The organism is Longilinea arvoryzae (assembly GCF_001050235.1).
Lineage (GTDB): Bacteria > Chloroflexota > Anaerolineae > Anaerolineales > Anaerolineaceae > Longilinea > Longilinea arvoryzae.
On record NZ_DF967972.1, the window covers coordinates 2,613,275 to 2,627,864 of the forward strand.

At 55.6% G+C, this 14,590-nt stretch carries 14 protein-coding genes and 1 tRNA gene; 10 read left to right on the forward strand and 5 right to left on the reverse strand.

Features of this window, described 5'->3' with window-relative positions:
• Positions 1–82 precede the first annotated feature (82 nt).
• From LARV_RS11550 to mreB, 10 genes are all read left to right on the forward strand, one after another.
• Positions 83–838, forward strand: coding sequence for a YebC/PmpR family DNA-binding transcriptional regulator (locus tag LARV_RS11550; RefSeq protein WP_075073776.1), 756 nt, complete (start codon positions 83–85; stop codon positions 836–838).
• 3 nt (positions 839–841) lie between these two features.
• Complete coding sequence (gene ruvC, locus LARV_RS11555; RefSeq protein WP_075073777.1) at positions 842–1,336, forward strand: crossover junction endodeoxyribonuclease RuvC; 495 nt, start codon at positions 842–844, stop codon at positions 1,334–1,336.
• A gap of 10 nt (positions 1,337–1,346) precedes the next feature.
• Positions 1,347–2,144 carry a TrmH family RNA methyltransferase gene (locus tag LARV_RS11560; RefSeq protein WP_075073778.1) on the forward strand — a complete coding sequence of 266 codons (798 nt, stop codon included), beginning with the start codon at positions 1,347–1,349 and terminating at the stop codon, positions 2,142–2,144.
• Entirely contained in the window at positions 2,141–2,719 is a 579-nt protein-coding gene (gene ruvA / locus LARV_RS11565) for a Holliday junction branch migration protein RuvA (protein WP_075073779.1), read from the forward strand. The genes LARV_RS11560 and ruvA overlap by 4 nt, the downstream gene beginning before the upstream one ends.
• A gap of 140 nt (positions 2,720–2,859) precedes the next feature.
• On the forward strand, positions 2,860–3,930 hold the full coding sequence (locus LARV_RS11570; RefSeq protein WP_075073780.1) for a M42 family metallopeptidase: 1,071 nt from the start codon (positions 2,860–2,862) through the stop codon (positions 3,928–3,930).
• A 35-nt stretch (positions 3,931–3,965) separates the two neighbouring features.
• Positions 3,966–5,627: a F0F1 ATP synthase subunit alpha gene (atpA, locus tag LARV_RS11575; RefSeq protein ID WP_075073781.1), complete on the forward strand. Its 1,662-nt coding sequence runs from the start codon at positions 3,966–3,968 to the stop codon at positions 5,625–5,627.
• 23 nt (positions 5,628–5,650) lie between these two features.
• Positions 5,651–6,553 carry an ATP synthase F1 subunit gamma gene (gene atpG / locus LARV_RS11580; protein WP_075073782.1) on the forward strand — a complete coding sequence of 301 codons (903 nt, stop codon included), beginning with the start codon at positions 5,651–5,653 and terminating at the stop codon, positions 6,551–6,553.
• Between the two features lie 33 nt (positions 6,554–6,586).
• The gene (atpD, locus tag LARV_RS11585; RefSeq protein ID WP_075073783.1) at positions 6,587–7,987 is read left to right on the forward strand and encodes a F0F1 ATP synthase subunit beta; all 1,401 of its coding nucleotides are present in this window, start codon (positions 6,587–6,589) and stop codon (positions 7,985–7,987) included.
• Between the two features lie 12 nt (positions 7,988–7,999).
• Positions 8,000–8,428 (forward strand): F0F1 ATP synthase subunit epsilon, encoded by a 429-nt coding sequence (locus LARV_RS11590; RefSeq protein ID WP_075073784.1) that lies wholly within the window; start codon positions 8,000–8,002, stop codon positions 8,426–8,428.
• 30 nt (positions 8,429–8,458) lie between these two features.
• Positions 8,459–9,463: a rod shape-determining protein gene (gene mreB / locus LARV_RS11595; protein WP_075073785.1), complete on the forward strand. Its 1,005-nt coding sequence runs from the start codon at positions 8,459–8,461 to the stop codon at positions 9,461–9,463.
• A 60-nt stretch (positions 9,464–9,523) separates the two neighbouring features.
• Here mreB and LARV_RS11600 read toward each other — a convergent pair whose 3' ends face one another.
• From LARV_RS11600 to LARV_RS11620, 5 genes are all read right to left on the reverse strand, one after another.
• Positions 9,524–10,144: a redox-sensing transcriptional repressor Rex gene (locus LARV_RS11600; protein ID WP_075073786.1), complete on the reverse strand. Its 621-nt coding sequence runs from the start codon at positions 10,142–10,144 to the stop codon at positions 9,524–9,526.
• 141 nt (positions 10,145–10,285) lie between these two features.
• A complete protein-coding gene (locus tag LARV_RS11605) occupies positions 10,286–12,556 on the reverse strand; it encodes a hypothetical protein (protein WP_075073787.1) in 2,271 nt (756 codons plus the stop codon).
• Positions 12,557–12,630: 74 nt separating this feature from the next.
• Positions 12,631–13,323 carry a zinc metallopeptidase gene (locus LARV_RS11610; RefSeq protein WP_075073788.1) on the reverse strand — a complete coding sequence of 231 codons (693 nt, stop codon included), beginning with the start codon at positions 13,321–13,323 and terminating at the stop codon, positions 12,631–12,633.
• Between the two features lie 148 nt (positions 13,324–13,471).
• Positions 13,472–13,543 (reverse strand) — tRNA-Arg (locus LARV_RS11615).
• A 57-nt stretch (positions 13,544–13,600) separates the two neighbouring features.
• Positions 13,601–14,584 (reverse strand): PrsW family intramembrane metalloprotease, encoded by a 984-nt coding sequence (locus LARV_RS11620; protein ID WP_075073789.1) that lies wholly within the window; start codon positions 14,582–14,584, stop codon positions 13,601–13,603.
• Positions 14,585–14,590: the final 6 nt, after the last annotated feature.

Here is a 14,590-nt window from a genome sequence, read left to right on the forward strand (position 1 = left end):
AACTTCCGCGATAAAAGAAAAATGGTATAATTCTGCAAAATCCGTAATTTGCCACATGCTGGTTGTTAAAGGAGAAGCAAGTATGTCAGGTCATTCCCATTGGGCGACCATTAGGCGGAAGAAGGGTGCGAGCGATGCCAAAAGAGGGCAGTTGTTCACCCGTCTGACGCGCGAGATTGTCATGGCAGCACGTGAAGGTGGCGGCGATATCGATTCGAATTTTCGGCTAAGGATCGCAGTGGATAAGGCCCGGGCGCAAAGTATGCCGAAGGAAAACATCGAGCGTGGCATTAAGCGCGGTACCGGTGACAGTAAAGATGGTGTGATTTTCGAGCAGGTATTCTACGAAGGTTATGGGTCCAATGGTGTGGCTCTCATCGTAGAATGTGTGACCGAAAATCGCAACCGAACGGTGGCCGATTTGCGCCACATGCTCAGCCGTTTAGGCGGCAACCTGGGCGAATCCGGGTCGGTTTCATGGCAATTCCGCCGGGTCTCTTATTTCTCGATTCCTGCCGCCGGCAATGATTTCGATAAGATTTTTGAGTTGGCTGTCGAAGGCGGCGCGGATGATGTGACCCAGGACGGCGATGAAATCGAAATCTTCGGACCGGTCGAATCCTTCAAGACTCTGATCGACGCTCTGCGTAAGGCAGGCATTCAACCCGACGAGGCTGAATTGCGTTTTGTCGCCAACCAGGAAATGGAACTGTCGGTTTCGGATACCCTACAGGCCATGCATGGAATCGAACAGATTGAAGATCTGGATGACGTCCAAAACGTCTTTTCCAACCTCAAGATGTCGGAAGAAGCCATGGCGGCGATGGAGGCCGAATAATCCGTGCTGGTTATTGGGATCGATCCCGGAACGGCGACAACCGGTTTTGGACTGGTCCGGGATACCGACCAGGGATTGGAAGTCGTCGATTTCGGCGTAATCCTGACTCCAGCAGGACTTCCGCAGGAACAACGCCTGGTCATGCTCTATGAAGAGCTGAAACGGATCATTCTTCTCCACCGCCCGGAAAGTGCAGCGGTGGAGAAGCTTTTTTTCTCTCGAAATGTGACCACTGCCATCACGGTGGGGCAGGCGCGCGGGGTTGTGCTTCTTTCCCTGGCCCAAGCCGGGCTTGTGGTTGGCGAATACACCCCCATGGAGATCAAACAGTCCGTGGTCGGCTACGGTGGCGCGGATAAAAACCAGGTTCAACAGATGGTGCGCGCTTTGTTGAACCTGAAAAGCATCCCCAAGCCGGACGACGCCGCGGATGCATTGGCCGTCGCCATCTGCCATTTGCACAGCTATCGTTTGAATCAATTGATCAATTCGGATTGAAACACACCTCATGATCACCAGCACCGCCAACCCACGGATCAAAGAAATTCGCAAACTCCGCGAGCGAAAAGAACGCCAGGCGACGGGCCTGTTTTATATCGAAGGCCTGCGAATCGTTGGCGAGGCAGTCCAACAAGGCGCCAGGATCGAGACGTTGATTTCGGCGCCCGAATTATTGATCTCGGATTTCGGCCAGAAGTTGGTCCAGAATCATCTCGAAAAGGGCGGGCAGGTTCTCGAGGTCAGCGAACAGGTCTTTCAGAGCTTTTCTTTAAAAGAAGGTCCGCAGGGCATCGCGGCCATCCTGACTCAAAAATGGACCCGTCTGGCGGATGTTACCGCCCAACCGGGCGATTGCTGGGTGGTGCTGGATTCGGTCGCTGACCCCGGCAATCTGGGAACCATTTTACGGACGAGCGATTCCACCGGCTGCCGCGGGGTGATTCTGCTCGATCAGAGCACCGATCCTTATGATCCATCCTGCATTCGGGCCAGCATGGGCGCCCTGTTCAGCCAGAAACTGGTCAAGGCAAGTTTCGACGAGTTTTTGCAGTGGAAGAAAAGCAGCGGGATTGGGGTGGTGGGCACTTCAGATAAAGCCGAACAAGACTACCATACCTACGAATATCCGAGAAACCTGGCAATCCTGATGGGCAGCGAACGCCAGGGATTGCAACCCAGGCATCTTGAACTGTGCGATGCGGTGGTGCGAATTCCGATGGTCGGGATCAGCGATTCGCTCAACCTGGCGGTGGCAACCGCTGTGGTCTTATATGAAGTCTTTAACCAGAAGCAGGAGGTGGCATGATCGCCAGCATTCAAGGGGAAGTGCTGAGCCAGGGGAACGATAACCTGGTGATTCTGGTTGGCGGAATCGGCCTGCGGGTGTTTGCGCCCACCGCCACTTGCAGCGCTGCCCGGCCGGGGCAGTATACCTTTTTACAGACCCATCTGGTCGTTCGGGAAGATGCGCTTACGTTGTACGGCTTCGAGACCGAGATGGAACGGAATTACTTCAGCCTGCTTCTGGGGGTCAACGGCGTCGGGCCGCGGATTGCATTGGCGATTCTCTCCGTTCTATCGGTGGATTCAATCCGGCGAGCTGTGTTGAGCGAGCAGGCGGATGTCTTCAGCCGGGTACCCGGGGTTGGCAAGAAGACCGCTCAAAAGATTTTGCTGCACATGCAAGGAAAGGTGGGGCCGGAAGGTGTACTGGCCGAAGCCGCCGGGTTGATGGATGTGGACGCGGAAGTATTGGACGGACTGACCGGGCTCGGTTACAGCGTGGTGGAGGCCCAGGCGGCCATCCAGTCCATCCCGCGCGACGCCACCAAGGACGTCGAAGAAAGATTGCGACTCGCCCTGCAGTTTTTCATGAAATAGGTCGGAAGATCCATTTTGCCACGCAATTTCAACTGGACAAGGACTTCTCTTTCAGGTATCATTCATCCGGACGCCAGTCTTTATGCCCGCTGGCATGCTTTTGGTTAAAAAATCCCCGAAACCATAATTAAGGAGAGCTCATGGACGCGACGGTCCAGTTGCTGAAAAATTTGACCGAGGCGCATGGTGTGCCTGGGTATGAAACTCCGGTGCGTGAGATCGTTCGTAAATATTTTGAACCGCTGGGCGAGGTTTCCAAGGATGGAATTGGAAGTTTGATCTGCCGGCAAGACGGCAGCGCCGCAAACCCACGTGTGATGCTGGCCGGCCACATGGACGAAATTGGCTTCATGGTCAAACAGATCACAAAAGAAGGCTATATCAAGTTTATACCGTTGGGCGGCTGGTTCGATCAGGTTTTATTAGGGCAGAGAGTGATCATCAAAACCCGCCAGGGGGATGTGGTGGGTGTAATTGGCGTCAAGCCTCCCCATTTGCTTTCGGCAGCCGAGAAAGCGAAAGTGGTCGAGAAGAAAGATATGTATATCGACATCGGCGCGGTCAATCTGGAAGAAGTGGAAGCTGCCGGAGTGCGCGCGGGGGATCCGATCGTTCCCCGATCCGATTTTGTCGAACTTGCCACCGGCAAGACCTATCTTTCCAAGGCATTCGACGACCGGGTGGGGGTTGCCCTGGTGATTTCTGTACTCGAAGCCTTGAAATCCGTCCGGCATGACAATACAATTTTTGGCGTTTCAACGGTCATGGAGGAAGTCGGAATTCGGGGCGCGAATACGAGCGTCGAAGCCGTGGATCCCGATGTAGCCATCGTCCTGGAAGCCGATATTGCCGGGGATGTTCCGGGGGTGACGCCGGAAGAATGTTCTGTAAAACTGGGCAAGGGTCCATCCATTTTGCTTTATGATGCCCGGATGATCCCGAACTTAAAACTGCGCGACCTGGTGATGGACACCGCGCGTGAACTGAATATTCCGTTGCAAACATCGACCATCGAAGGCGGGGCAACCGATGGCGGCGTCATTCATTTACACAAGACCGGCGTGCCGACGATCGTGCTGGCCGTACCTGCCCGCCACATTCACTCCCATTCATCGATCCTTCACCGCGACGACTTCGAAGCGGCTGTGAAATTACTGACAGCTCTCATTCCACGACTGGACGCAGCCGCGGTGGCAAGTTTTACTGAATAACCCTTTATTTTTGGCTATTTCGGCCTGGAGGTTCAATGTCAGACCTGATCAATAAACTCACGAGTGATCTGCAAAGTAAGATCGAGTCGTTCCAGCCTCAACTTGAGGTTCGTAATGTCGGCAATGTCATCGAAGCCGGGGATGGTATTGCTCAGGTAAGCGGCCTGGCCAATATCCAATCGCAGGAATTGGTCGAGTTCGCGAATGGTGTGATGGGTATCGCCTTCAACCTTGAAAAAGATCAGGTTGGCGTCATTATTTTGGGTGATTATTCGACGATTAGTGAAGGTATGCAGGTTCATTCCACGGGACGTATCGCGAGCGTGCCCGTCGGCGACGGCCTGATTGGGCGGGTGGTGAATGCGCTGGGCGATCCGATCGATGGAAAAGGCCCTATTCAATTCTCGAATTTCCGTCCCATCGAACGTATTGCTCCAGGGGTTGTGGCGCGCCAGGATGTGGATACCCCGGTCCAGACGGGTATCATCGCAATCGATTCCATGATCCCGATCGGGCGCGGCCAACGTGAATTGATTATCGGCGACCGCCAGACCGGCAAGACCGCCATCGCGGTGGATACGATCATCAATCAAAAGGGCAAGGATCTGATCTGCATCTATGTGGCCATTGGCTTGAAAAAGGCCGCGGTCGCGCGGACAGTCTCCTTGTTGGAAAGCTATGGAGCCATGGCGCATACCGTGGTGGTGGTGGCCGCCGCAGACGAGCCCGCCGGCATGCAATATATCGCTCCCTATTCCGGCTGCTCGATCGGCGAAGAGTTCATGGAATCCGGTCGGGACGCGCTGGTCATTTACGACGATCTATCCAAACATGCCTGGGCATATCGCCAGGTCTCTTTGCTGCTCCGGCGTCCACCAGGTCGTGAAGCTTATCCGGGTGATTTGTTCTACCTGCATTCGCGTTTGCTGGAACGGGCAGCCCGCCTGGCCGTAAAATATGTCATTGTGCCGAAGGATTTCTCCGGTAAGACTGCAACCCTCAAGGAAAGCGTCAACGAGCAGGTTTTCGACGGACCACGCAGCGAGCATGAAGCTGAACAGGCCATCCAGTCACTGGATGGCGGTGCGGATGGTTATAAGGTCGCTAAATTGGCCGGTTCGGGTGGCTCGCTGACGGCTCTGCCCATCATCGAGACCCTGCTGGGGGATGTTTCTGCATATGTTCCGACCAACGTGATTTCGATCACGGACGGCCAGATTTACCTGGAAAACAACCTGTTCAACGCGGGCATTCGCCCGGCCATCAATGTGGGTATTTCGGTTTCGCGCGTGGGTGGTTCCGCCCAGACGAAAGCCATGAAACAGGTCGCCGGGCGTATGCGCCTGGATATGGCCTCCTATCGCGAACTGGCTGCCTTTGCGCAGTTTGGGTCTGACCTGGATAAAGCCAGCAAGGCGCAGCTAAATCGCGGGCAGCGTCTGCAAGAAGTTCTCAAGCAGCCGCAATATGTGCCAATGTCCCTTGAGAATGAAGTCATGATCCTGTTCGCCGGCATCAATGGCTTTACGGATACGGTTCCTGTTGAACGCATCAAGGAATGGCAAACGGCCATGCTGCGCTACATGGAGACATCCTATCCTGAAGTCGGCAAAGAGATTGCCGAGCGGAAACAGATCACCAAAGAGATCGAACCCCGCCTGCGCGAAGCTTTGCAGACCTTCAACGCGACCTTCTGAAATCTTCTGGAAAAGGAACCTGAATGCCATCTGCAAAAGAGATGCGGCTCCGGATCCGGAGCGTAAGAAGCTTATCTCATGTCACCAAAGCACTGGAAACCGTCAGCGCCAGCAAAGTGCGCAAAGCGGTGCAGGCTGAGAACGCAACCCGGCCATATACGGAAAAAGCCTGGAAAGTGCTGGTGCATTTGGCCCGCCAACCCGGACATACCTCCCTGCATCCGCTCCTGGTGCAGCGCGCGGAAGTGAAAAAAGCGCTGGTAATCTTGATTACCAGCGATCGCGGCCTGGCTGGTTCTTATAATGTTAACGTTATGCGGCAGGCTCAAAAGGCCTTTGGCAATTTTGGAGCGCCGGTTGAATACATCGCCGTGGGACGCAAGGGCCGCGATATGTTGATGCGGCGCGGCCGGCCGGTGATGGCTGAATTCAGTGATATTCAAAATGCACCAACCTATGCGGAATTGTCCGCCGTGGGCCATCTGGCGATCGATGAATATCTTAAGGGTGAGGTCGACCAGGTGTATGTGGTCTATACTGAATTCATCAATATGATGAAACAGGAACCAGTCGTTGAAAAGCTGCTGCCTTTGGATATCGAAATCACCAGCCACACGCACGGGCGTTCGACAACGCATCCTTCCGCGGCCGTTTTTTCCTATGAACCGGATGAAGTCACCTTATTAAGCGAAATCATACCCAGATTTACGGCCCTGCAAGTGTATCAGGCTGTCTTGTCTTCACAAGCCAGCGAGCATGCCGCACGCATGGTGGCGATGCGGAATGCAACCGATAGTGCACGCGACATTGTCGCTGTACTTGAAATGGAATACAACAAAGCCCGTCAACAGGCGATCACCAATGAAATGTTGGATATCGCCGGTGGGGCGAACGCGCTGGCTGAGACCCTTGCGGGAAAAGCCTGAGAGCACAAATTACCGAAGGTGGAGGGATTACCGATGGATCAAGCGAGAGGACGCATCGTTCAAATTCAGGGCGCGGTTGTGGATGTGGCGTTCCCGGAAGGCGACCTGCCTTCTATCTATGAAGCCTTGACCATATCCCGCAACGGAATGCCGGATATGGTGATGGAAGTCCAAAAACAATTACCGGATAACTGGGTTCGCTGTATTGGCATGGATTCTACGGATGGGTTGCAGCGCGGTACGCCGGTTGCACGGACCTACGCGCCCATTAAAGTACCGGTTGGCAAGAATTCGCTGGGGCGCATATTTAACGTTTTGGGAGTTCCGGTGGACAATCTGGGCCCGGTTGAATCGGATTTGTATTACCCGATCCACCGCCCGGCACCTGATTTCGAAGATCAGGCCACGCGCGTCGAAGTTTTCGAAACCGGTATGAAAGCCATCGACCTGATTGCGCCTTTTACCAAGGGCGGCAAGACGGGTATTTTCGGCGGCGCAGGCGTCGGCAAAACGGTCATCATCATGGAATTGATCCGTTCGATCGCCACGGTGCACCAGGGGAATTCCGTTTTCGCCGGCGTTGGCGAGCGGACCCGTGAAGGAACGCAGCTTTACCGTGAAATGGTCGAATCGGGCGTCATGAAAGATACGGTCATGGTCTTTGGACAGATGAATGAGCCTTCGGGCGTTCGTCTGCGCGTGGCGCTGACCGGCCTGGCGATGGCGGAATATTTCCGCGATCAGGGCAAAGATGTGCTGCTCTTCATCGACAACATCTTCCGTTTTACCATGTCCGGCTCGGAAGTTTCGGCGCTGCTCGGCCGTATGCCGTCCGCGGTGGGTTATCAACCGACCCTGGCCACGGAAATGGGCGAGCTTCAGGAGCGCATCACCTCGACCCGGCAGGGTTCGATTACTTCAATGCAGGCGGTCTATGTGCCGGCGGATGATTACTCCGACCCGGCGCCGGTTGCGACCTTTACGCATCTGGATGCGACCGTCGCGTTGGAACGCTCGATTGCTGAAAAAGGCATCTACCCGGCCGTCGATCCGCTGGCGTCCACATCCCGTATTCTGGATCCGCGCATTGTCGGTGAGGAACACTATAACACGGCGCGCGAGGTCCAGCGGGTGCTGCAGCGCTACAAGGATTTGCAGGACATCATCGCCATTCTGGGCATCGACGAACTGGGCGAAGAGGACAAGTTGATCGTGTCGCGGGCTCGCAAGATCGAACGTTTCTTCTCGCAGCCCATGTTCGTGGCCGAACAGTTCACCAACATCCCCGGCAAGTATGTTCCGCTGCGCGAGTCGATCCGTGGCTTCCGCGAGATTTTGGATGGCAAGCACGACGATCTTCCCGAGCAGGCATTCCATATGGTCGGTACGATCGATGATGCGGTGGAAAAAGCCAAGACGTTGATGAGTGCGTAAGGAGGGCCCTTCATGCCCATTCGCACAGAGATTGTTTCTCAAGATCGCATAGTCTACCAGGGCGACGCCGATATGGTCGTCTTACCGGGTATCGATGGCGTGATGGGGATTCTTCCCAACCATTCCCCGGTATTGACAGCCTTACAATACGGTATCATTACGGTACGCCTGAAGGGTGAAGAATATTACTTTACCGTTGCCGGCGGATTTGTAGAAGTCCAACCTGATCAGGTAACCGTCTTGGCGGACGCCGCAGAGAATGTGGCCGAGATCGATGTCGCCCGGGCGGAAGCCGCCAAAACGCGCGCTGAAGAAATGCTCAAGGAAGGAATTCCATCCGATCAGGATCGTTATCTGATGATTCAGGCAGCTTTGCGACGGTCCACGTTGCGAATCGACGCCGTAAGACGCTACCAACAAGGACGAAGGTCAAGAGGGTAATAGAGAACAAAGTGGAAGGATCATTATAGAATGCCTGTCTTTTCAAGAGAACTCGGAATAGATCTGGGAACCTTTAATACCATCATGGCTGAAGGGAACCAGGTTGTTCTTGAATTGCCAACTGTGGTTGCCCTGGTTGTGGCAGAACAGAAAATCGTCGAAATCGGACAGGCTGCAAAAGACATGATGGGCCGGGTGGGTGAATCCATCGAGATCATCCGTCCGCTTCAAAACGGCGTGATCGCTGATTTTGAAATCACGGAAAAATTACTCGGCCAGATCATTCAGCGCAATCGCTCTTTCTTCTTCGGCCCGCGGGTGATGCTCACTATCCCTTACGGCACCACCAGCGTCGAAAGCCGCGCGGTGCATGAGGCCGGCATCGGCGCCGGTGCGCGCGAAGTGTACCTGGTACGGCAGCCGCTGGCAGCTGCGTTGGGAGTCGATTTACCGATCGGAACGCCCTCCGGTAATATGATCATCAGCCTGGGCGGCGGGACCAACCAGGCCGCAGTTTTGGCAATGAACGACATCGTAACGGCTGAAACCTCGCGCACGGGCGGCTTGAAAATGGACGAAGCCATCATTTCGTATGTCCGCAAGAAGTACGGAATGATCATCGGCCAGCCGACCGCCGAACAGCTCAAGATTCGGATCGGCGCCGCCGTTGCCCAGGACTCGCAAATGGCGCTCGAGGTTCAGGGACAGGACCAGGTATCCGGTCTGCCCAAACCGGTCAATCTGACAACGGATGAAATCGTGGACGCACTCCAGGATCCGCTGAACGAATTAGTCGGCATGGTGCGGCGGGTGCTGGAGAAGACGCCTCCCGAATTAATTTCGGACATCATCGATCGCGGCGTTGCGATTTGTGGCGGCGGCGCGTTGATGCGGGGCATCGATCGTTACCTGACCAAGGCGCTGGGTATTCCGGCCTATCTGGTGGATAATCCCTTGACCTGTACGGCGGAAGGCGCCGCCAAGGCGCTCGCCAACCGCGAGGCGCTGCGACGCAGCCTGGTGAGCGTGTATTAAAGGAATTACATAAAGAATCACAGCGGCCCTTTTTCAAGAGCCGCTGTATTCTTTTATCGATCAATCCAGGTAATACGTCATGTGCTGGAGTTTCAGGATGGGGTCGATATAATCGACGTGGACATCAACTGGCAAATTGAGCGTGATGGGCGCGTAAGACAGAATGGCCTTCACGCCAGCCTTGACCAGCTTTTCGGCCACTTCCTGGGCCGCCGAGGCCGGAACCGTCAGCATCGCCACGCGAATGCCGGCCTGGCTTACCTTTTCGACCAGGTCTGTGGTGTCTTGAATGGTGAAAGAACCGACCTGTCTGCCGATAATCTGGGGGTCGTTGTCGAAAACCATGGCCACGCGGAACCCGTGATTGGCAAATCCCTGGTATCGCGCCAGGGCGTGGCCCAGGTCACCCATGCCGACCAGTACGATATCCCACACACTGGTGACATTCAGGATGGATTGCAACTTGTTGATCAGAAATGGCACCGAATAGCCAGTGCCCTGTTTGCCAAATTCACCAAATTGCGACAGATCTTTCCGAATCTGGGCGGCAGAGATCCCCAGGCGTTCGCCGAGTTCTTTCGAATTGGTGGTGAGCTTTTTTTCCTGCTGCAATCGTTGCAGCGCCTGGAGATAACGCGGCAACCGGCCAATAACGATATCAGGTATTTTTTCGGTTTCCATTCGTGTCCCTGCGAAATTTACACTGGAAAGGTCGTGAGCAGCCTCTGGTATTCATGACCCCAAACCGCTCACCGGCGTTGCTGTTGATTGAAGTATAAGGCTTTTTAATCGAGTTGTGAAGTTTTTTGCAAATAATCGTGGTTATTTGACCGAAATTGTCAATGTAAGATCCTTTTCAGCGTCGAACTCCAGAATGAGAAATGGAAATGGCAAGTAATGGCCGGCGGGATAGGCCCGATCTGGGTCTTCGGATTGTCTCAGGAGTGGCAATGCATCGGTAACACCTGCGTGATCGATGATCGCCGCGCCCTGGACCTTCAGTTCGGCGTTGAAGTCCGAGGAAAGCGGCCAGCGAACGACGGTGTCGCCGGCATCCAGATCTCCGGCGCCCGGCAGCCAGGACAGAAAGATCGGCAGGCGGTGTGGGGTCGGGTCATTCTCCAGCCTGATTTCCAGAGTTCCGTCACTAAGTGAGAAAATGCGGGTGATTCCACGCCGGTCATCCCGGAGGGTGATTCGATTGTCTTCCGGCGTTGCTGTATAAACCGCCCAATCCGAGCCCGGATCCGCAAAGGCGCCGATGACTTCGCTTGAATTCGCCAACGTATCCGAATTGCCCGTTTCAGCAGACAGACCGGCGGTTTCGAATGTCGGACCCATCCACTGGACCGCCTGCGCCCCGCGGCGTACGGCAGCGAAGGCCAACCGGCCACCTTCGGGATCGAGGACGCTGAAGAAATCCAGATCCGATAGTACGCATTCAGGGTAACCGTCCCAATCCAAATCCAGATTACACCCGGCCTGGGCGGAGGGCTGTTGGTTCCACCGGCTGGCTTCGATCAGAAAGCCGACCTGGCCAAGCGCGGATGCGTTGAGCTGAGCCAGGTGCGAATTGACCGCCGGCTGGGTTAACGCGGATACCATCCCGCGGGCGGCATTGGCGAACGGATCGGAGGGCAGCCGGGAAAGGCTCTGGAATATCAGCCGCGTAAGTTCAGTCGACTCGATCGGATTGGCGGCCGGCATTCCATACGGCGTCAAAACCGCGACCGGGGTGGTGCTTCCGCTGCACAGGGAGTCCTCCGGACACGTAAAAACTTCGTATAGACCTTGTTTCTCGAGTGTTGGGAACACCACCAGGTCCGAGGTGGAGAGCGGGTGAATCCACGGATGGCCGGCGATATATTGCATGGCCTGATCGGCAACGGTCAGATCGCCCCACGCGCTTTCGGGCAGGCTGCCACCCAGAACGGCCAGGTCAGCCGGGTCCTGACTGAGGGCGATATCCAACAGCTTCCGCAGCGCGGCCCGGGTCAGTCCATCCCGCCCAATCGTTTCGCTGGATTGGGATCCCATCGAAAACCGGGCAGGCACAAAACGGACGCCATCGAAAAACGCGATGTGGCCCGCATCCTGTAGCGCTGCGTAAACCAGGTCCGGCTGGCGAATGCCACCGTTTTGAGTGTATCCGTAGGAGGCCTTTCCTACCGGCAACGCGAATCCAGCGGCGATCTTCCGATAGAATGCCGCATTTTCCGTCGAGAAAGCAGGCGACGCATAACCGTTATCCGGCAGACTCAAGAGGCCGGAATTCGCCATCTGGCGTACTAAATCCAGTCCTCCCACCTGGGTCAAGCCGCGTAGGCTTTGGGGTTGGGCCAGGTCGAGCAGGGTGATTGGGACGCGGTGAGTTTGAGCCGCCTTCAATAGATAAACAAGACCATGCCGTTGGCCGTACGGACCGGTATGGGCGCCGTCCCAGCGCCGCAAAAGCTGGGCCGGGGTGCGAGCCGGAAGCGTATTCCAGAATTCCAAAAGCACGGGTGCGCGCGCCGGAACGGCGCCTTCCAATTGAAACGGGCCGAGTGTGTCGAGGACTTCCTCGGTATCCGGCGAACTAATCCAGGCCCAGGCGCTGATTTGACGGCTGCCCGAGAAGAGTTGCGACGGTATGGAAAGAACGGCGCAGTCAAGAAAGGAATCCCGGACCACGCGCGGCAAAAAAACCCGGGCCAGGAATAACCCATCACGAACGATCATACGCGGGTCCTGGTTGGCGGATGCAGTCAGGATTACATCCCAGCCAAAGGCGTTACCTGAATCAAAGGGCAATTCTTTACCGCGGCCGGGAAGGAAATCCAACGCAATGTGAAGATCGTAGCCCAACGGATCTTCATTCCCCAGCAGATCCAGGCGAATTTGAAGATCGGTTTTACTCAGGCGCAGATAAGCGGCGATCAGATCCTGCGCGGGCGAGGGCGAGTCAACGGGATCGAGCAGGCGCAGGTCGGCGGGTTGCCATACTTGCGTTGGGGTAAGAGTGCTTTCCGGCCCCGGCGCAGCGCCAGCACAGGCGGACATCAACGCGCACAGGGTCAGGAGCAGGGCAGACAGCCTGGGAAGATTGGACATAGTTGAATTATACCCAGACCGGAATCAAAGACGGGCGCAACCGCGCCCGTCGATGTTTTTTGATTTAGGATGAGTCAGTCGCGACGCCGACCGAGCAACAGGAAGAGATAATACAGAACCGTGGAAATGGCTTGAATCGCGGCAGCCACGTATGTGAGCGCAGCGGCATCCAGCACACGATTAATTCCTTCCATTTCGGTATTGTAAACCACGCCGCTGGTGCTCAACCAGCTCTTGGCCCGGCTGGTGGCGTTCAATTCCACCGGCAGCGTAACCAGGGCAAACAGGGCGGTCAGGCCAAACAGGATCAAGCCGGCCCAGGCCAGCGAATTGGACGAGAAGAAATACCCCACCATGAAGATGATCGGGCCCAGCCAGCTGCCGATTTGCACGCTGGGGACCATGGCGGTGCGAAATTTCAACGCGCTGTAACCTTCGGCGTGCTGGACGGCATGTCCGGATTCGTGCGCGGCAACGCCGGCCGCGGCCAGACTGTTGGCCTGATAGACTTCCGGGCTCAAGCGCAGGGTGCGCGTCGTCGGATCGTAGTAGTCGCTGAGGAATCCACCGACCTGTTCCACCTTGACGTTGTTCAATCCGTGGTTATCCAGCATCCGGCGGGCGACTTCAGCTCCGGTCAGTCCGGTATAGCTGCGCACCTTGGAATAATGCTCAAACGCGGATTTTACCTTGTATTGCGCCCACATGCCCAGCAGCAAGGCCGGCAAACTGAAGAGCAGGTAAATTCCGTATCCACCGAAAAACATCATAAATCCTTTCTCCCGATTCCAGACGCAGGTTTCCCTGAATTTTCATCCGAATAACTATGATCTATCTTACCGGAAAATTGTTTAGAAATTGTAAGAGTAAGATAAGAATCAGATTAAGAATAAACCCGCCGGTCGGCGGGTTTAGTGTCCCTAGACGGACTCGAACCGTCACTCCCAGCTCCGGAGGCTGGTGCTCTATCCATTGCGCTATAGGGACGATCAGAACAGGGTTCATTTTACCAGCATTCGCCCCCGTGAACAAGGCTTTGTGCTTTCAAGCCAGGCCGGTCAGACCGATCGAAAGCTGCTGCAGTTCGCCCCGTAAATCGGCGATGATTTCACCGTTGCCGTGTTCGTCACCCATGCGGGTAAGCTGGTTCTTTTTATGGGAAAGTTCAGCACAAACCTGGTAGAAACGATTGATTTTCCTGCGCCGGGATGTGAACAGGCCACCGGTCCGCCGCCAGAAGGAGCAGGCCGAATGGTATTGTTCGCCGGTGATAATGCCGAGCTGTACTTCCTCGTTCAATTGATGCTGGAGGAGCTGATTTTCGCGCCAGATCATGTAAACGATAAAGCCCAGCAGGAACAGCCAGCCGATCCAATCGGCCATCGAGGTGACCGCCAGACCGACCATGCCGGTAAGAAACTGAGCCATGGTGTTGTGCAGGGCATGCGTGAAGATCGAGGCTGCCAGGCCCAGCAGCGGCAGCAGGATCCGCAGTGACGGATTGCGATTCAAGCGCGCGGCGGCCAGGCCGATGCCGATAAAGGAGGTGTAAAAAGGATGTTGCCACCCAACCAACACCACCCGGATGAAGGCCAGTTGAAACAACCCCGCAAAGCCCCCTTCCAGATAACCCAGGTTGTAGATGTAATAGGCGTTTTCGGTGGCGGCAAAACCCAGCGCTGTCACCGCGGCGTAGACGATGCCGTCCAGGATCGAATCGAATTCCCTGTGCGCCAACCAAAAGACCAGCAACACGGCCAGGCCTTTGAAGGATTCCTCGATGACCGGAGCGACCAGCGATGTCGTGCTGACCTCCGTGGCGGCTTCGGAATGGGTCACCATATACACACCCATACCGATGCCGGTATTGAGGATGTATGCTGCGCCTGCGGCGACCACCGCGCCCCATAGAAATACGGCCCCGAGCAGCAAGCGCGGCTCCTTTTCGTACCGGTCCAACCAGTAGACGAACGTGGCAAATAAGAACATCGGCAGGAAACCAAACAAGAGGGACAAAATAAGCGGCATAAATTC